The sequence below is a fragment of the Acidovorax sp. GW823-FHT01C06 genome (assembly GCF_058798375.1).
This window is the reverse complement of record NZ_JBXAKN010000004.1, coordinates 1-17,728: the sequence shown is the minus strand read 5'-3', so window position 1 is coordinate 17,728 and position 17,728 is coordinate 1. Positions and strand designations below refer to the sequence as shown.

Sequence of the window (17,728 nt, the reverse complement as noted above, 5' to 3'; positions counted from 1 at the left end):
CCTGGTGCGAACAGCAGCGGTCAGCAGCCCAGCAAGGCCGGCAGCTCGGCCATGCTGCGAAACACCTCAGACGCCCCCGCCGCGCGCAGGGCCTCGCCATCGTCCAGCGGCGCATAGGCAAACACCGTGGCGCCCGCCGCCACCCCCGCAGTGACGCCCGTCACCGTGTCTTCGACCACCGCGCAGCGCAGGGGCTGCGCCTGCAGCGCGGCGGCCGCCGCCAGGTACACGTCCGGCGCGGGCTTGGTGCGCGGCATTTCGTGGCCGCTGAAGATGCGGCCCTCGAAGAAGGGCGTGAGGCCCACCTTGGCCAGCTGCATCTCCACCTTGTGCCGGTCGGCCCCCGAGGCGCAGGCGATGCGCCCGCCGTGGTGCGCGTGCACGCGCTCGATGGTGCCGTGGATGTGCTCGATGGCCGTGAGGCGCTGGTCCAGCTCGGCATTGCGCCGCGCATAGAAATCGGCCATCCATGCATCGGTGAGCGGCCGGCCGGTGTGGGTCTCGATGCGGGCGGCCTCGCTGCCCACGGTCTTGCCGATGAAGATGCGCATGCACTCCTGGGCGCTCAGGGCCCAGCCGGCCTCCGCGAGCATGTCGCGCAGCACGCCGTTGGTGATGGGTTCGCTGTCCACCAGGACCCCGTCGCAGTCGAACAGTATTGCTTCAAATTTCATAGCTTATGGCGCTTATGGATAAAGGACTTGAGGTCATTTTCATGCAAATTTCAACCGTGGACATCGCCATCCACATAGAACCAGCGCCCGCCTTCGCGCACGAAGCGGCTGGTCTCGTGCAGGCGCACGGCACGGCCGCCCACGCGGTAGCGCGCCACGAACTCGACTTCCGCACGGCCTTCGCCCGTGGCGCGGTGGCCGCGCACCGCAAGCCCGAGCCACCGCGCGCCCGCATCGAAATCCATCGACGCGGGGCGCGTGGTGGGGTGCCAGGTGGCCTGCAGGTACTCGGCCCGCTCGCCCACGAACGCGGTGTACCGGGACCGCATGAGGCTTTCGGCGTCGGGCGCGGGCGCCGCTTCCAGATGGTCCACATAGCGGCCGCAGCAGTCGGCATAACGCAGCACGGCGGCCGTGCCGCCGGCGCGCCGGCCCGCGGGCGCCACGGTGCGTCCGCACGGGCAGGGTGCGCTGTCGGCCAGGGCCATGGGCGGGGTGCGCATCGCGGTGAACGGCGATCAGCGCAGCGCGCCGAACACCTTGCGGGCGATGGCACTGCCCGCGCCGGCCGGGTCCTGGCGGATGCGGCGCTCTTCCTCGCCGATCATGGTGTACAGGCCATCGAGCGTCTTGCCGGTGACGTACCGCGCCAGGTTGGCCTCTTCGGGCTTGAGCAGTCCGAAGCCCGCGGCCTTGCCAGCGAAGGCGTTGTACTTCTGGGTGAGGCCCACCTTCTCCGTCGCCTGGTCCACCACCGGCAGGAAGCGCTCCCCCAGCGGCACGCGCGTCTTCTCGGCGAAGAAGGCCGTCACCGAGGTGCTTCCTCCCGCCAGGATGTTCTTGGCGTCCGTCACCGTCATGTTCTGCACCGCGCCCACGAGCAGGTCCTTGCCCATGGGCACGGCGGCCTCGGCGGCGCGGTTGATGGAGGTGACCAGCTCATCGACGCGCTTGCCCTGGCCCAGCGACTTCATGACCTTGGCCGCGTCGTCCAGGTAGCCGGGAAGCCCGATGCGCACCTTGGGATTGCCCAGGAAACCGTCGGGCCGCCCCAGCAGCGACACCGCGGCCTGGGCGCCCTGGCCCAGCGCGGCCTTGAGGCCGCCCGTGGCATCGGCATTGGAGAGATCGCCCAGCGACAGGGCCCAGGCCTGCTGCCAGCTGGCGCACAGCAGCGCCCCCAGGGCACTGGCTTGGTGGAATTGGCGGCGTTGCATGGAGGTGTTTCTTTCTGTGAAGGGACCGGGGCCGCACGGGGTGTGGGCCGGCCTGGCAGGTGGCATGTCCGGGATTTTCGCTCAGCGCCGTAGACTGGCACGCGACACAACCCTCCAACAAGGAGCCTGCAATGTGGGAAATGAATGTGCCGTGGTGGGAGTTCGTGCTGCGCGGCGTGGTGGTCTATGTCTTTTTGCTGGTGTTCCTGCGCCTGACAGGCAAGCGGCAGACAGGGCAGTACGCGCCGTTCGACCTCGTGCTGCTGCTGATCCTGTCCAACGCGGTGCAGAACTCGATGAACGCGGGCGACAACTCGCTGGTGGGCGGACTCGTCTCGGCCACCACGCTCATCGGCTGCCACGTGGTGCTGGCGCAGCTGACGTTCCGCTTCGCGTGGATGGAGCGGCTGATCGACGGCACGCCGCGGGTGCTGGTGGAGCAGGGACAGGTGAACGCCGACCTCCTGCGCAAGGAGCTGCTTTCACCGGACGACCTCGAGGCCGCGCTGCGCGCCAGCGGATGCCTGCACCTGCACGAGGTGGAGCGCGCGACCATCGAGACCAATGGGCAGATCACGGTGGTGCTGCGGCGCCGGGGCAGTGGCGGCTGAAATTCCGCCCCGCCCCCCGTCCAGCCGCCCGGCCCGCAGGGAGCACGGGGGTTCAGTTCTGGGTGTAGCAGGCCTTGTTCTGGATGGAGATGTCGGCCGAGGCCTCCACGGCGGCGGCCGAGCCGAACAGGCTGGGGTTCTGGTCGCCCAGCGGGCACAGATAGGGGCCCTTGCGCGCCCACACGGTGCGCGAGGTCAACCCCGTGACCTGGGCCCAGCTGCCCCAGAAGGCGGCGAGCGTGGGTGTCGCGCCCGTGCGGTCAAACGTGAAATTGCCCCCATCGCCCCCTTGCCCGCCAATGACCGCGCCCGCGGCGGTGCAGTTCGCGTCGGAGTAGGTCGCCACGCCCAGGCTGACCGTGGCCCGGGTCTCGCCTTGCCGCGCGATGCGCCACAGCGACCGGCCCCATTGGCCCGGGCCGATGGGCGTGCAACGCTCCTGCTTCCAGTCCCCCTGCGGCAGTGCCACGGCCGTGGTGCAGGCCACCTCCACCGAGCCGACATGGGCCGAACCCACCGTGCCGCTGCCGTTGCGCACCGCGCAGTTCTGGCCTGCGGGCGGGGTCTTCACCGTGACGGCATAGGGGCTGCCCGTGGCCACCGCCGTGGAAAACGCGAAGCCGCCGTTGCTGGCCAGGGACAGGTCATCGCCGCCGTTGTTCTGCAGCACCACTGCGCCGCCCGCCAGGCCCGATACCGAGCCCCCCACCGTGAAGGTGGCCGCCGCCAGGTTCTCGCAGCGCACCTGCACATCGCCCACGTTCGCGGTGGCGGTGCCCGTGCCTTGCGCCACGGCGCAGCGCTGGCCGCCGGGCTGCGTCCTGACGGTGACGGCATAGGCCACGCCGCGGTCCAGCCGGGCCGCGAACACAAAACCGCCGTTGGCGCTCACGGCCAGGTCATCGCCGCCATTGTTCTGCAGGGTCAGCGCCTTGCCGGCGCCCAGGCCGACCACGGAGCCCCCCACGGTGAAGGCCCCGGCCGTGGGCGGGGGCGTGGTGCCGCCGTCGCCATCGCCGCCCCCGCAGCCCGCCAGCAACACCGCGGCCAGCCCAAGAGGGGCCCAGCGGACTGCGGGCCGTGCGTGGTGCCGGGTGAACTTTGCGCTTGTGGGGGTCATGAACGGAAACCTCCTGGGTGGTGAAGGAATGAATGGATGAAAGAGGGGCGGATTCTGTGCGGCACGCCGCCCGCCGCAAAACCCTACCGAGGTAGGGTTTGCGCGCCGCCCCTTCCGGTCCACACTTGGCAGAATTTGCTTTGCTGCGGCATCCCGGCGCCCGGCGCCGCAGCGCCCCCCGGCCCCCATGTCACCCTATGCACTCATCCTGGACGACCACCCGCTGGTAGCACGCGGCGTGGCCGAATTCCTGCGCTTGCGCCTGCCCTACCTGGAGGTGGCCGTGGCCGGGTGCGCCGATGACTTTCTGCCGCTGGTGGCCACGCGGGGTGCCCCCGCCATCGCGCTCGTCGACTTCTGGCTGGCCGAAGGTGCCGCGCTGGGCCTGATCGCGCTGGTGCGCGAACACTGCCCCGGCACCGCGCTGGCGGTCGTCAGCGGCGACGACGACCCGGCCATGATGGAGCGCGTGCGCCAGGCGGGTGCGCACGGCTTCATCCACAAGCAGGCTCCGCCAGAGATCTTCGCCCAGGCGGTGGAGGCCCTGCTGGGCGGCCTGGCCTGGTTTGTGCCCGCCCCCCCCGGCAACCAGCCCCCGCGCAGCCGCGACCTGCCGGTCACGCCCGCCGAACTGGGCCTGTCGGTACGCCAGGGCGAAATCCTGGCGCTGGTGCTGCAGGGGCTGCCCAACAAGCGCATCGCGCTGCAGTACGACCTGTCGGAGAGCACGGTCAAGGAGCACATGAGCGCCATCCTCCTGCGCCTGGGCGCACGCACCCGCGTGGAGGCCATCACGGGACTGCGCGGGCGCCGGCTGGTCCTGCCCGATCCACCCGCCTGAACACCGGCCCGCCCGCGCCCCATGCCACTCCAGTTCTTGCCGCGCCGCTGGTTTCCCCACCCCCATCCCCGCGCCGGCACCGGACCGGGCGAGCGCGGCCAGGTGCGCATCCCGGCCTGGACCGCGGTCCAGGCCCGCGCGGCCCTGGGCATGTGGCGGCAGGCGCGCCGGCTGCGGCGCCGCCGGGAGGCGGCGGCCGCCTTCGCACGCACATGACGCCCAACACCAAGGTCCCGGGCCACGCGCACGGCGCGCCCAGCGCACAAGGCTGGCTGCTGCTGCTCGAAGCCTCTTTTGCGCGCCTGCGGCTGGGCATGTCGGTCATGCCCGCCATGGGGCTGCTGTTTGGCCTGCTGCTGGGCTGGCAGGGTGGGCAGGCCATGCCGCTGCTGGCGTGGGGAGGCGCATACCTGCCCGTGTTGCTGTTCGTGGGGTGGGGCCACCGGCAGTACCGGCACGAACGCGCCTTGCGGCCGCCCGAAGCCCTGCTGCCCCCCTGGACCCGCCGCGTGTGCTACCTGGCCTTGGCGCACGGGGTAGGCGTTTCACTCTCGATAGCGTTGTCGCTGGGCCACGCCAGCTACGAATACATGCTGTTGCTGCATATCACGCTGGCGGGCATTCTGGCCGCCAACGCAGCGCAGATGACCGCCACGCTCGCTGTCTACCGCATGTATTTCGTGGGTGCGGTGGGTGGGCTGGCGATGATCCCCTGGGCGTTTCCGGCGCAGTGGCCGTTTGTACTGCCCATGACGCTGGTGATGGCCGCCGTGATCTACCGCAGCGCCATGAACTCGCACCGGTTCTTCGTGCGCCAGGTGGTGCTGGAAGAGCGCAGCCGCGACCTGGCCGAGCGCTACCGCGAGGCCAGCGACGCGGCCGAAGCCGCGCTGGCCGAGAAGAACCGGTTTCTGAGCACCGCCGCCCACGACCTGCGCCAGCCCGTGCACGCCATGGCGTTGCTGGCCGAAGCCATTGCGCTGCAGGGCCAGGACCACCCGCACATCGGCCCCTTGCTGGGCCAGTGGCGGCTGAGCATGCACTCGCTCAGCCAGATGTTCGACGCCCTGCTCGACCTGTCGCGCATCGAATCAGGCACGGTGGAGCTGCGGCCCGCGCCCGTGCCGCTGGCCCACCTGTTCGACGACCTGCGCCACCAGTTCGTCACCGAAGCCACCGCGCGCGGGCTGGCCCTGCGCATGCGCCCGCCCCCGGCGCACGCCACGGTGCTGGCAGACCCCGCGCTGGTGCGGCAGTCGCTGGCCAACCTGGTGCACAACGCCTTGCGCTACACACTGCGGGGCGGGGTGCTGGTGGGCGCACGGCAGCGCGGTGGCCACTGGCGGCTGGAGGTGTGGGACACCGGCGAAGGCGTGGCACCACAGGAGCAGGCCGCCATCTACCAGGCCTTCTACCGCCCGCAGAGCGCGGGGCACCTCCACCGCGAAGGCCACGGCCTGGGGCTGGCCGTGGTGGCGCGCTGCGTGGCGCTGATGGGTGCACGCCAGGGCATGGCCTCACGTCCGGGGCGGGGGTCGTGTTTCTGGATCGAGCTGCCGGCCACGGCCGCGCCTGCGCTGGCGCCCGACGCACGTGGCACCGCCGCGCCACGCACCTGGCCCCGCCTGCAGGGCCGGTGCCTGGTGCTGGACGACGATCCCCACGTGCTGCGGGCCTGGTCGGCCCTGCTGGGCGGCTGGGGCATCGCGTTGCGCACCGCCCGCACCCCCGGCGAGGCCCACGCCCACCTGGACAACGGCTTTGCACCGCAGGCCATCCTGTGCGACCAGCACCTGTCGTCGGGCGATAGCGGCTTTGACGTGCTGCGCGCCCTGCTGGAGCGCTGCCCCGCCGCGCGCGGAGCCATGGTGAGCGGCGAGTTTGACTCACCCGCCCTGCACGAGGCCGATGCCGAGGGCTACCTGGTGCTGCGCAAGCCCGTGGATGTGGACGCGCTCCATGCGGTGCTGGCCCAGTGGCTGCCGCCGCAAGAAACTTGAACAAAACAGGCCCTGGCGCTTTCCCATTCTGCGCCAACAGCTATTCAATTCATAGCAGTCAGCATCAAGCCAGCGCACGCTGAATGATGATCTTCTGCACATCGCTCGTGCCTTCGTAGATCTGGCACACGCGCACGTCGCGGTAGATGCGTTCCACCGGGAAGTCGTTCACCACGCCGTAGCCGCCCAGGGTCTGGATGGCGGCGCTGCACACGCGTTCGGCCATCTCGCTGGCGAACAGCTTGGCCATGGCGGCTTCCTTCAGGCAGGGGCGGCCCGCATCGCGCAGCGCGGCGGCGTGCCAGATGAGCTGGCGCGCGGCCTCGATCTGCGTGGCGCAGTCGGCCAGGCGAAAGCCCACGGCCTGGTGGTTGAAGATGGCGGTGCCGAAGCTCTCGCGCTCTTTCGAATACGCCAGCGCCGCATCGAAGGCACTGCGTGCCATGCCCACGCTTTGCGCGGCGATGCCGATGCGGCCGCCCTCGAGCGCGCCCAGGGCGATCTTGTAGCCCTCGCCTTCCGCGCCGATCAGGTTCTCGGCCGGAATGCGGCAGTGGTCGAAGTTGATCTGCGCCGTGTCGCTGCTGTGCTGGCCCAGCTTGTCTTCGAGCCGCGCGACCACGTAGCCCGGGTTGCTGGTGGGCACGAGGAAGGCGCTCATGCCCTTCTTGCCCGCGCCCTTGTCGGTGACGGCGATGACGATGGCCACGTGGCCGTTCTTGCCGCTGGTGATGAACTGCTTGACGCCGTTGATCACGTATTCATCGCCCTGCCTGACGGCCGTGGTGCGCAGTGCCGAGGCATCGGAGCCCACATGCGGCTCGGTCAGGCAGAACGCGCCCAGCATCTCGCCACGGGCCAGCGGCGTGAGCCAGTCGCGCTTTTGCTGGGCGTTGCCGTAGCGCATGAGGATGGCGTTGACCGGGCAGTTGGTCACGCTGATGGCGGTGCTGGTGCCGCCGTCGCCGGCCGCGATCTCTTCAAGCACCAGCGCGAGGGTGACGTAGTCGAGGTGTGCGCCGCCAAATTCTTCGGGCACGCAGATGCCATACGCGCCCAGTGCGGCCAGGCCCTGGTGCGCCTCCTTGGGGAAGTGGTGTTCCTTGTCCCAGCGCGCGGCGTGGGGCCACAGCTGTTCCTGCGCGAAGTCGCGCACCGCGTCGCGGATCATTTCCTGGTCTTGGGTCAGCAGCATCGGGGTTGTCTCCAGAAGTCGTTGTGGGTTCGGTCGAAAGGGTTACCAGTGGGTGGCGCGGCGGCCGTCGTGGTGCAGCAGGCGGCCCTTGTCGGCGGCGGTGACGCCCGCCACGGTGGCGCGCAGGCCGCGTACGCTGTCCTGCACCGTCAGCGCGGCGCCTTCGCCGCCCATGTCGGTCTGCACCCAGCCGGGGTCGATGGTGATGAGCGTGGCGCCTGGGTAGTCATGCTGGGCCGCGGCCACCGCCATGTTCAGCGCCGCCTTGCTGGTGCGATACAGCCAGGAGCCGCTGCCCGGCACGCTGCCAATCTGCGACATGGACGAGGACAGGAACGCGAACACGCCCTGCGCGTCGGCCACCAGGGGCGCGACCTGCGGCAGCGCCTGCATGGCGCCCAGCACGTTGGTGTGCATGACGGCGTCGAAGTCCTGCTGCGTGGGCGGCGTGAGCGCGTTGGGACGGCGGATGACGCCCGCCACGTACCAGGCGGTCTCGATCTTTTCGCCGTCCAGTTGCCAGGCCAGCGCGCTCACACTGGCGGGGTTGGCCACGTCCACGGTGAGCACCTCGGCGCCCAGGGCCTGCACCCGCTCGCGGCCCGCGTCGTCGCGCACCGTGGCGATCACGCGGCGGCCCGCCTCGGCGTACTGGCGCACCAGCTCCAGACCGATGCCGCGCGATGCGCCGATGACAAGTATGGATTTCATGGTTGAAATTTGGATTGAATTGGGCCCTGGCGCTTATGCATCAAGCGCCGATAGCTATCAAAATAGTAGCAATCACTCTCAACACCCTCAGGCGTCGCCGAGCTGCTGCTCCTGCGCCAGTTGGGCGCGGTAGCGCTGCAGCATCGCCACTTGCGACTCAGGCTCGGTGGCGAGGCCCATCTGGTCGTGGATCATCTGGCCCATCGTGGGCAGCGCGGCGCGGTCCACCTGCGCATCGGCGGACCACAGCCGCGAGCGCATGAAGGCCTTGGAGCAGTGCAGATACGCCTCGGCCACGCGCACTTCGATCACCATCTTTGGGCGCTGGCGCCCGGCCGTGAAGAAGTCCGTGTACAGCGCCTCGTCGCGCAGGCGCGCCGTGCCGTTCACCCGCAGGGTTTCGTCCACGCCCGGAATCATGAACAGCAGGCCGATGCGCGGGTCATCGAGCAGGTTGGTCAGGGTGTCGAGCCGGTGGTTGCCCCCCGCGTCGGGCAGCAGCAGGGTGTGCGCATCGGGCGACTTCACGAAACCGGGCGCACCGCCGCGCGGCGAGGCATCGAGCAATGCGCCATGGAGACCACCACTGGCCACCACGCAGAACGGCGACAGGGCAATGAAGCGCTGGCAGTGCGCATCCAGCTGCGGTTGCTGCTTGTGCAGGGCCCGCTCGCTTGGGGCGGCATACAGGGCGCGCAGCTGCTCGGTGGTTTCGATCATGGTCGCGTCCAGGTCAATGCACGGCAAATTCGAAGTAGCCCGACCACGCCGGGTCATAGGTGGTGGACAGCACCAGCGACTCGGCCTCGTCCCGCAGCAGCAGGGGTGCCAGCGCCTGCCTGGCCAGTTGCTCGTCGCCCACGTAGTAGACGGCCTTGCGGCGCCCGGCACGGGTCAGGGTGTAGGCCAGGATGCCCAGCTGGGGCAGCTCCAGCAGCGTGGCGGCCTGGTCCTGCAGCGCCTGCACGGCGGCCAGCTCATCGCGGTCCCCCACGGCCAGGTCCAGCACCAGCGCGTGCGACAGGTCGGCGCGCATGGCCACGGGGCTGGCGCTGCGGTTGACCATGACAATGGCGGTGTCCTCGCGCACCCCGGGGCCTTCGTCGTCGTCGCCATCTCCGGGCTCGCCGCCGAACGCCAGCGTCATGCCCGACCAGTCGTGTTCACCCGCCGGGAAGTCTCCCGTGCGGCCCAGCGTCTCGACCCAGTAGCGATCAAACACCGGAGGCAACTGGCTGAGTGGGACCCACTGCGCCTGCGGGTCGCCAGCCTGCCCGACAAAATCCACCGCCCCCACCTTGACGGCGAAGTCGTACTCGCCGAGCACATGGTCGAGCATGATGAACGCCATGTTGCGCGCATGGTCCTGGTAGTCGCTCGGGATCTCGCGGCCAAAGCGGATCTCCAGCGCGGCCTGCCCGCAATCCTGGTCCAGGGCGATGAGCACCTCGGACGTGGCCAGCTGGAAACCGTCCATACCGATGGGAAAGTCCGGCTGCGTGGTGCGCTCGCGGAACGCGCGCACGCGGTAGTTCTGCAGCGCGGGCGCGGCCGCCACCGCCTGCATCAGCAGTGGAAATTTTTCGGTGCTGCCGTGGGCGGTGACGATGAGGTCCACCACCGCATCGCCGTCGCCGCCGGACATCTCCAGCGCCAGGCCGCCCAGGTGGCGCTCGATGAGCGCGTTGGCAGACTCGACCCGCTCGCGCAGCGGCTGGGCCTGGAGCGATGCCTGGGCATCGGAAAACGCGCGCCAGAAGGCGGTGATCTCGGGAGAGGGTGCGGTCATCACTGTCCTTGCGAAAAGAGCCAAATCATCCCATCTCCCTCCCGCATCAAACGAGTTCCAGCGCCACCGCCGTGGCTTCGCCGCCGCCGATGCACAGCGTGGCCAGGCCCTTGGTCAGGCCGCGCGCCTGGAGGGCATACATCAGCGTGACCATGATGCGGGCGCCGCTGGCACCGATGGGGTGGCCCAGGGCGCAGGCGCCGCCGTTCACGTTGACCTTGTCGTGCGGCAGGTCCAGCTCTTTCATCAGCGCCATGGGCACCACGGCGAAGGCCTCGTTGATCTCCCACAGCTGCACGTCGCCCACTTCCCAGCCGGCCTTAGCCAGCGCCTTCTGCGTGGCGCCCAGGGGGGCGGTGGCGAACCACTCGGGCTCTTGCGCGTGGGTGGCGTGGCTCACGATGCGCGCCAGCGGCTTGGCCCCGAGCTTCTTCGCGGTGGATTCGCGCATCATCACCAGCGCGGCGGCGCCGTCGTTGATGCTGGAGCTGGATGCGGCGGTGATGGTGCCGTCCTTCTTGAAGGCGGGCTTCAAGGTGGCGATCTTCTCCAGCTTGACCTTGCCCGGGCCTTCGTCCACCGACACCACGGTCTCGCCCGCGCGGGTCTTGACGGTGACGGGCACGATCTCGGCCGCGAACGCGCCGGACTCGGTGGCGGCCTTGGCGCGCTGCACGCTGGCCGTGGCGAACGCGTCCTGCTGCTCGCGCGTGAACTGGTACTTGGCCGCGCAGTCTTCGCCAAAGGTGCCCATGCTGCGGCCTGCTTCATAGGCGTCTTCCAGGCCGTCGAGCATCATGTGGTCGAAGATGCGGTCATGTCCCAGGCGGTAGCCGCCACGCCCCTTCTGCAGCAGGTAGGGGGCGTTGGTCATGCTCTCCATGCCGCCGGCCACCATCACGTCGTGCGTGCCGGCCAGCAGCATGTCGTGCGCCATCATCGCGGCCTTCATGCCCGAGCCGCACATCTTGCTGAGCGTGACCGCGCCAGCGCCCTTGGGCAGGCCGCCCTTGAAGGCCGCCTGGCGCGCGGGCGCCTGGCCCTGGCCGGCCATCAGGCAGTTGCCGAACAGCACCTCGCCCACGGCGTCGGGCGACACACCGGCGCGCTCGATGGCGGCCTGGATCGCGGCGCCGCCCAGGTCGTGCGCGGCCAGGCTGGAAAAGTCGCCCTGCAGCGAGCCCATGGGGGTGCGCGCGGCGCCGACGATGACGATGGGGTCTTGGGTGGATGCGGACATGGTGCAAATCTCCTGGGAAGGGTTCAGACGAAAGTCGGGGGTTGAATGAAATGGACTACCGGGCCGGCGCGCCCTGCGCGAAGCGCCGGTCCGTGTCGTAGGGAAAAACGTCGAACATGTGGCCCGCCTGGATGCGCTCCTTGTGCGACTGCCAGAACGCGGCGTCGAGCAGGTCGGCGTGGTGCGACATGAACACCTCGCGCACGGCGTCGTTGCCGAGCAGGAAAGGGCCGAAGGTTTCGGGGAACACATCGCGCGGGCCCACGCTGTACCAGACCTCGCCGCTCATCTCTTCCTCCTCGTTGCGCGGCGTGGGCACGCGGCGGAAGTTGCAGTCGGTGAGGTATTCGATCTCGTCGTAGTCGTAGAACACGACCTTGCCATTGCGCGTGACGCCGAAGTTCTTCCACAACATGTCGCCGGGGAAGATGTTGGCGGCCACGAGGTCCTTGATGGCGTTGCCGTATTCGATGACGCTGTGCTCCATCTGCTGGCGCGCACGCGGGTCGGAGAGCCCGGTGTCAAAGGCTTCCTGCAGGTAGATGTTGAGCGGGATCATGCGCCGCTCGATGTACAGGTGCTTGATGATGACTTCGGTCTGGCCGTCGCCATCGCGGTCGCTGATCTCCAGCTGGCTGGGGGCGAACTTCTCGATCTCGGCGATGAGCGCATCGTCAAAACGGTCGCGGGGAAAGGCCACCTCGCTGTACTCCAGCGTGTCGGCCATGCGGCCCACGCGGTCGTGCTGCTTGACCAGCAGGTACTTGGCCTTGATCTGCTCGCGCGTGGTTTCCTTCTGGTGCGGGAAATAGTCCTTGATGAGTTTGAACACGAACGGAAAGCTCGGCAGGTCGAACACCAGCATCACCATGCCCTTGATGCCAGGGGCGATGCGAAACTGATCGCTGGAATGCTTCAGGTGGTACAGGAAGTCGCGGTAGAACAGGGTCTTGCCCTGCTTGGCCAGGCCCAGCGCGTTGTAGATCTCGGCCCGCGGCTTGCGCGGCATGAGGCTGCGCAGGAACTGCACGTAGGCGCTGGGCACCTCCATGTCCACCATGAAGTAGGCGCGGGCGAAACTGAACAGCATCTGCATATCGTCTTCGCCGAACAGCGCGGCGTCGATGAAAAGCCTCCCAGCATCGTCGTGCAGGATGGGCAGCGCAAACGGCACTTCGTTGAAGCCGTTGATGATCTTGCCCACCACATAGGCGCCCTTGTTGCGGAAGAACAGGCTGGTGAGCACCTGGATCTGGAAGTTGGCGCGCAGCCGCACCTTGTCGAGGCGGCCGCGCACGGCGGCCACCACGCAGGCACTGTCTCGCGCCAAGTCCGCAAACTCACGCTGCAACTGGAAGTTCTCGATGATGGTCTGGAACGTCTCGTGCAGGTTGTCGCCGGAGGGGTAGTACGCGCGGTAGGTGGGGCGCGCCGCGGGCTCTTCGTTCTCGATGTATTCGGTGCTGACCGCGGGCCGCACGAAGATGAAGTCGTTGTGAAAATGCGTGCGGTGCAGGATCTTGGTCGTGACCGAGTTGAAGAAGGTCTCGGCCAGTTCGGGCTGGTGGTGGTTGACCAAGAGGCCGATGTAATGCAGCTTGATCTGGTGCCACACGTCCATGGGCTGCGCGCCCGCGTTGAATTCCTTCTCCAGCCGGCGCACGCATTCTTTCACGCGCAGGTCATAGAACTCGATGCGTTCGCGCTGCGCCCGCTGCTGGCCGTGCCAGTCGCCGGTTTCGAAGCGGTGCTTGGCCCGCGCCGACTCGGTGCGGAACAGCCGGTAGTGCCGGTTGAAACCGTCCATCATGGCCTTGGCAATGCCGTAGGCCTGGGGAGCATCAAGCCGTTGCGGGAACATGGCAGTCTTTCAGCGCAGGCATCGCAATGCGGTCAGGCAAGAGGCGGGCTATTGCCTTTTGACGGCAGCCACACCAGCGATCGCCGCCTTGTACAGCGAGTCCAGGCCTTCGGTGCTGCCCACGGACATGTGCAGGTTGTTGATGAGACCGTCCTTGAGCCCATAGCACCAGCCGTGCAGCGTGACCTTCTGGCCCCGTCCCCACGCATCGAGCATCACCGTGGTCTGGGCGATGTTGACCACCTGCTCGATGGCGTTGAGTTCGCACAGCACGTCGTGGCGCCACTCCGGGGCGGTGGCGGCAATCAGGTCGCGGTGGCGGTCACGCACGTCCTGCACATGGCGGATCCAGTTGTCGGCCAGGCCCACGCGCGTGCCTTCCAGGGCCGCCAGCACGCCACCACAACCATAGTGCCCCACCACCATGAGGTGCTCGATGTGCAACTGGTCCACCGCGTACTGGATGGTGGAAAGGCAGTTCAGGTCGGTGGGCACCACCACATTGGCCACGTTGCGGTGCACGAACACTTCGCCCGGCTCCAGGCCCGTGATCTGGTTGGCGGGCACGCGGCTGTCGGAGCAGCCGATCCACATGTACTTGGGCTTTTGCTGGGCCAGCAGGCTGGTGAAGAACCCGGGCCGCTCGCGCTCCATCTGGGCCGCCCAGGCGCGGTTGTGAACAAACAGGTCGTCGATCGAGGAGGGCATGTTGTCCTTGGAGAGTCAGTGAAAGAAGTGAAGCTCAGCAGGTTTCGGCGAACAGCTCGCGGCCGATCAGCATGCGGCGGATCTCGCTGGTGCCCGCACCGATCTCATACAGCTTGGCATCGCGCCACAGGCGGCCCAGCGGGTATTCGTTGATGTAGCCATTGCCACCGTAGATCTGCACGCCTTCGCCGGCCATCCAGGTCGCCTTTTCCGCGCACCACAGGATCACGCTGGCGCAGTCCTTGCGCACCTGGCGCACGTGGTCGGTGCCGAGCATGTCGAGATTCTTGGCCACAGTGTAGGCAAACGAGCGCCCCGCCTGCAGCACGGTGTACATGTCGGCCACCTTGCCCTGAATGAGCTGGAACTCGCCAATGCTCTGGCCGAACTGCTTGCGGTCGTGAATGTACGGGATCACGTTGTCCATCACGGACTGCATGATGCCCAGCGGGCCGCCGGTCAGCACCGCACGTTCGTAGTCCAGGCCGCTCATCAGCACCTTGGCGCCCTGGTTCAGGCCACCGAGCACATTGGCGGCGGGCACTTCGACATTGTTGAAAACCAGCTCGCCCGTGTGGCTGCCACGCATGCCCAGCTTGTCGAGCTTTTGCGCAATGCTGAATCCAGGCATGCCTTTTTCGATCAGGAAGGCCGTGACGCCACGCGCGCCCATTTCGGGTTCGGTCTTGGCGTACACCACGAGGGTGTCGGCATCCGGACCATTGGTGATCCACATCTTGTTGCCGTTGAGCAGGTAGTAGCCGCCCTTGTCCTCGGCCTTGAGCTTCATGCTGATCACATCGGAGCCCGCGCCCGGCTCGCTCATGGCCAGCGCACCCACATGCTCGCCACTGATGAGCTTGGGCAGGTACTTGGCCTTTTGTGCCTCGCTGCCGTTGCGGTTGATCTGGTTCACGCACAGGTTGCTGTGCGCGCCGTAAGACAGGCCCACGGAGGCGCTGGCGCGGGAGATTTCCTCCATGGCCACCATGTGGGCGAGGTAGCCCATGGCGGCGCCGCCATATTGCTCGGGCACCGTGATGCCGAGCACGCCCAGGTCGCCCATCTTGCGCCACAGGTCCATGGGGAACTGGTCGCTGCGGTCGATCTCGGCCGCGCGCGGCGCGATCTCGGCCTGCGCAAAGTCGCGCACGGCATCGCGCAGGGCATCGATATCCTCGCCCAGTTGGAAGTTGAGGCCAGGCAGGTTGGCGGGAATGCTCATGGTGAATGTCTCCTCAAAACAGATGGTGGAAGGTGGCTTGTTCAGCCTTGGATGTTGTCGCGCCCGGTGACGGCCATGAGGGTGCACCCCATGGTGGCCACCAGCTTTTCCTGGGAGTTTTCTATGGCGAAGGCACGGCCCTCGCACACGGTGATGGTGCGGCCGGGCTTCAGCACCCGTCCCTCCATGCGAAAACGCTGGCCCTTGGCGGGGGCCAGCAGGTTGATCTTGAATTCGATGGTGAGCACGGCGGCGTCGGGGCCCATCAGGGTGAACCCCGCATAGCCACAGGCCGAATCCAGGGCGGTGGCCACCATGCCGGCATGCAGGAAGCCATGCTGCTGGGTAAGTGCCGGAGCCCATTCGAGCTCGATGTCGACCGCCCCCGCCGCCACGCGGGCCAGGCGCGCGCCCAACGTCTGCATGGCGCCCTGAAGGGCGAAGCTGGCGCGCACGCGCTCCGCGTAGTCAGCGCACCGGGGCTCAAGGGGGGGCGTGCTCAAGGCAATCTCCTGATCAGCGTTTACGTTTACGTAAACGTCAATTATGAATCATTTTTGCTTTTCGACCTTCAGCAGGAGTGCCCGCGCCTCGTTTTCATGCTCCTGGACCTCCTCCAGATTGGCCTGCAGGTCAGCCATCTGTTCCTCGAGCTGCTTGCGATGGACGACAAGCACATCCAGAAACTTGCGCAGCTGCACGCCCGTGTCGCGGGGACTGTCGTACAGATCGATGATCTCCTTGGCCTCCGTCAGCGACAGCCCCAGTCGCTTGGCGCGGAGCGTGAGGCGCAATCGGGTCCTGTCACGGGCACTGTAGACGCGGTTTCGGCCCGCTGGTCCCGTGCGTTCCGGTTGCAGCAGGCCCATGTCTTCATAAAAGCGGATCGCCCGCGTGGTGAGATCAAACTCCTTGGCGAGATCGCTGATGGTGTAGGTGTTGGCCATGGTGGGTAGTGCGTGCAGCAAGGTCGGTTTCGCACAGGAGACAGCCCCGCGGCCGCAGCTCCCTACAATGCATCGGATGCATGACGTTTACGTTAACGTCAATGCTAACCCATACCACGACCGCCATGAACCCACTCGAACACCAGATCCACTACCCGCTTGGCGATGCGCTCCCTCCGCAGGGGGGCACCATGGAAGTCGCACCTGGCGTCAAGTGGATCCGCATGGGCCTGCCATTCGCGCTGGACCACATCAACCTGTGGCTGCTGCGCGACCGGCAACCCGACGCCGACGGCACCATGGTCAGCGGCTGGACGGTGGTGGACTGCTGCATCGACAGTGCGACCACACGAGCACAGTGGGAACAGGTTTTTGCGAGCAGCCTGGAAGGGTTGCCGATTTTGCGCGTGGTCGTGACCCACATGCATCCGGACCACATCGGGCTGGCGCATTGGCTGTGCGACCGATGGAAAGTACGCCTGTGGATCAGCGCCACCGACTACAACGTGGCGAGAACTGCGGTATACGACCGCAATGGATTCGGTGGCGAGGCCAGCGCCGACTTCTATGCCCTGCATGGCATGCAGGATGTGGAATTTCTCCAGCATGTCCGGGGACGCGTGTCGTACTTCCCGACCCTGGTGCCCGCCCTGCCTCCGACCTTCCGCAGGCTTATGGAAGGTGATGTCATCGAAATCGGTGGCCGCGATTGGCAGTGCATCAGCGGGTACGGGCATGCGCCTGAGCACATTGCCCTGTATTGCGCAGAATTGTCCTCCCTGATCAGTGGCGACATGGTGTTGCCGCGCATTTCCACCAACGTCAGCGTCCACGCGGCAGAACCTGAATCGGACCCTCTGCGGCTTTTTTTGGCCTCCCTGCTCCGGTACCTCGCATTGCCGGCTGACACGCTTGTCCTGCCGTCTCATGGCAAACCCTTCCAGGGATTGCATGAACGCATCCAGCAACTGCAGAACCATCACCGGGATCGGCTGGCAGAAATCCTGGAGGCTGCGAAATCGGGCCCTTTGTCAGCGGCGGATGTGCTGCCCATCATGTTCAAGCGAAAGCTGGATGCCCACCAGATGACCTTTGCCATGGGCGAGGCGCTGGCCCATCTGCACCTGCTGTGGTTTGACCGCCAACTGCATCGGGTTCTCGACGCCGCTGGCGTTCACAGGTTTGCCCCCCCACGCAAGCATTGAACTTGCGCGAACCGCCGGTGAATTGGAGCTCAGGCGCCTTCGCCATGCGTGTGGGTGGCGCAGTGGTGGAAAGGCGCTGCCCCCGTATAGGCAGGTGCCGCAGAGTGATGAAGAAGACGCGTGGCGGGATTTTCCGCGAAGCGGGAGCACAAGACCAGGGTGAGTCCATCCCATCCAGGCGCTCATAGAGCTCACCAAGGTCCAGACCAGCAGAGAACCCAACTGAATGGATGCTTGCTTTTCGCCATCCCCCAATTTCGCCATCCCCCAAAGCAAAAAACCCCAGTCATTGCTGACTGGGGTTTTCTGGGCTGTAAGAGCCTGACGATGACCTACTTTCACACGGGAACCCGCACTATCATCGGCGCAAAGTCGTTTCACTGT

At 67.2% G+C, this 17,728-nt stretch carries 19 protein-coding genes; 5 read left to right on the top strand and 14 right to left on the bottom strand.

Features of this window, described 5'->3' with window-relative positions:
- Positions 1-20 precede the first annotated feature (20 nt).
- The 3 genes from AC1RCS_RS10595 to AC1RCS_RS10585 are packed head-to-tail and all read right to left on the bottom strand — an operon-like array spanning position 21 to position 1,891.
- A complete protein-coding gene (locus AC1RCS_RS10595; protein ID WP_492244683.1) occupies positions 21-674 on the bottom strand; it encodes an HAD family hydrolase in 654 nt (217 codons plus the stop codon).
- 50 nt (positions 675-724) lie between these two features.
- Positions 725-1,177: a YchJ family protein gene (locus AC1RCS_RS10590; RefSeq protein ID WP_255591056.1), complete on the bottom strand. Its 453-nt coding sequence runs from the start codon at positions 1,175-1,177 to the stop codon at positions 725-727.
- 15 nt (positions 1,178-1,192) lie between these two features.
- Positions 1,193-1,891, bottom strand: coding sequence for a DUF4197 domain-containing protein (locus tag AC1RCS_RS10585; RefSeq protein ID WP_218296283.1), 699 nt, complete (start codon positions 1,889-1,891; stop codon positions 1,193-1,195).
- Positions 1,892-2,022: 131 nt separating this feature from the next.
- Between AC1RCS_RS10585 and AC1RCS_RS10580 the strand changes: the two genes are divergently transcribed.
- Positions 2,023-2,502 (top strand): DUF421 domain-containing protein, encoded by a 480-nt coding sequence (locus tag AC1RCS_RS10580; RefSeq protein ID WP_218296284.1) that lies wholly within the window; start codon positions 2,023-2,025, stop codon positions 2,500-2,502.
- Between the two features lie 52 nt (positions 2,503-2,554).
- Here AC1RCS_RS10580 and AC1RCS_RS10575 read toward each other — a convergent pair whose 3' ends face one another.
- Positions 2,555-3,622 carry a hypothetical protein gene (locus tag AC1RCS_RS10575; RefSeq protein WP_492244684.1) on the bottom strand — a complete coding sequence of 356 codons (1,068 nt, stop codon included), beginning with the start codon at positions 3,620-3,622 and terminating at the stop codon, positions 2,555-2,557.
- A 187-nt stretch (positions 3,623-3,809) separates the two neighbouring features.
- On the opposite strand from AC1RCS_RS10575, the gene AC1RCS_RS10570 reads away from it, so the two are divergent.
- Genes AC1RCS_RS10570 through AC1RCS_RS10560 form a run of 3 tightly spaced genes read left to right on the top strand, consistent with a single transcriptional unit; the run spans position 3,810 to position 6,463 of the window.
- The gene (locus AC1RCS_RS10570; RefSeq protein ID WP_218339904.1) at positions 3,810-4,463 is read left to right on the top strand and encodes a LuxR C-terminal-related transcriptional regulator; all 654 of its coding nucleotides are present in this window, start codon (positions 3,810-3,812) and stop codon (positions 4,461-4,463) included.
- Positions 4,464-4,484: 21 nt separating this feature from the next.
- Positions 4,485-4,679 (top strand): hypothetical protein, encoded by a 195-nt coding sequence (locus tag AC1RCS_RS10565; RefSeq protein WP_492244685.1) that lies wholly within the window; start codon positions 4,485-4,487, stop codon positions 4,677-4,679.
- Positions 4,676-6,463, top strand: coding sequence for a hybrid sensor histidine kinase/response regulator (locus AC1RCS_RS10560; protein WP_492244686.1), 1,788 nt, complete (start codon positions 4,676-4,678; stop codon positions 6,461-6,463). Before AC1RCS_RS10565 ends, AC1RCS_RS10560 begins: the two co-directional genes overlap by 4 nt.
- A gap of 64 nt (positions 6,464-6,527) precedes the next feature.
- Here the strand turns inward: AC1RCS_RS10560 and AC1RCS_RS10555 are convergent, their stop codons facing one another.
- The 10 genes from AC1RCS_RS10555 to AC1RCS_RS10510 all read right to left on the bottom strand — a co-directional run bounded on the left by AC1RCS_RS10555 (position 6,528) and on the right by AC1RCS_RS10510 (position 16,139).
- On the bottom strand, positions 6,528-7,658 hold the full coding sequence (locus AC1RCS_RS10555; RefSeq protein WP_218296289.1) for an acyl-CoA dehydrogenase family protein: 1,131 nt from the start codon (positions 7,656-7,658) through the stop codon (positions 6,528-6,530).
- A gap of 42 nt (positions 7,659-7,700) precedes the next feature.
- Positions 7,701-8,369: an SDR family oxidoreductase gene (locus AC1RCS_RS10550; RefSeq protein ID WP_369643483.1), complete on the bottom strand. Its 669-nt coding sequence runs from the start codon at positions 8,367-8,369 to the stop codon at positions 7,701-7,703.
- Between the two features lie 87 nt (positions 8,370-8,456).
- A complete protein-coding gene (locus AC1RCS_RS10545) occupies positions 8,457-9,089 on the bottom strand; it encodes a pyridoxamine 5'-phosphate oxidase family protein (protein WP_492244687.1) in 633 nt (210 codons plus the stop codon).
- Between the two features lie 13 nt (positions 9,090-9,102).
- Positions 9,103-10,158, bottom strand: coding sequence for a DUF695 domain-containing protein (locus AC1RCS_RS10540; RefSeq protein WP_492244688.1), 1,056 nt, complete (start codon positions 10,156-10,158; stop codon positions 9,103-9,105).
- Positions 10,159-10,204: 46 nt separating this feature from the next.
- Entirely contained in the window at positions 10,205-11,398 is a 1,194-nt protein-coding gene (locus tag AC1RCS_RS10535) for an acetyl-CoA C-acyltransferase (protein WP_218339913.1), read from the bottom strand.
- A 55-nt stretch (positions 11,399-11,453) separates the two neighbouring features.
- On the bottom strand, positions 11,454-13,259 hold the full coding sequence (gene aceK / locus AC1RCS_RS10530) for a bifunctional isocitrate dehydrogenase kinase/phosphatase (RefSeq protein ID WP_492244689.1): 1,806 nt from the start codon (positions 13,257-13,259) through the stop codon (positions 11,454-11,456).
- 48 nt (positions 13,260-13,307) lie between these two features.
- Positions 13,308-13,967, bottom strand: coding sequence for a carbonate dehydratase (gene can / locus AC1RCS_RS10525; protein ID WP_010466789.1), 660 nt, complete (start codon positions 13,965-13,967; stop codon positions 13,308-13,310).
- A 34-nt stretch (positions 13,968-14,001) separates the two neighbouring features.
- The gene (locus tag AC1RCS_RS10520; RefSeq protein WP_218339915.1) at positions 14,002-15,192 is read right to left on the bottom strand and encodes an isovaleryl-CoA dehydrogenase; all 1,191 of its coding nucleotides are present in this window, start codon (positions 15,190-15,192) and stop codon (positions 14,002-14,004) included.
- A 41-nt stretch (positions 15,193-15,233) separates the two neighbouring features.
- On the bottom strand, positions 15,234-15,695 hold the full coding sequence (locus AC1RCS_RS10515) for a PaaI family thioesterase (RefSeq protein ID WP_218296296.1): 462 nt from the start codon (positions 15,693-15,695) through the stop codon (positions 15,234-15,236).
- A 48-nt stretch (positions 15,696-15,743) separates the two neighbouring features.
- Positions 15,744-16,139: a MerR family transcriptional regulator gene (locus AC1RCS_RS10510; RefSeq protein ID WP_218296297.1), complete on the bottom strand. Its 396-nt coding sequence runs from the start codon at positions 16,137-16,139 to the stop codon at positions 15,744-15,746.
- A gap of 125 nt (positions 16,140-16,264) precedes the next feature.
- On the opposite strand from AC1RCS_RS10510, the gene AC1RCS_RS10505 reads away from it, so the two are divergent.
- Positions 16,265-17,344: an MBL fold metallo-hydrolase gene (locus AC1RCS_RS10505; protein WP_492244690.1), complete on the top strand. Its 1,080-nt coding sequence runs from the start codon at positions 16,265-16,267 to the stop codon at positions 17,342-17,344.
- Positions 17,345-17,728 lie beyond the last annotated feature (384 nt).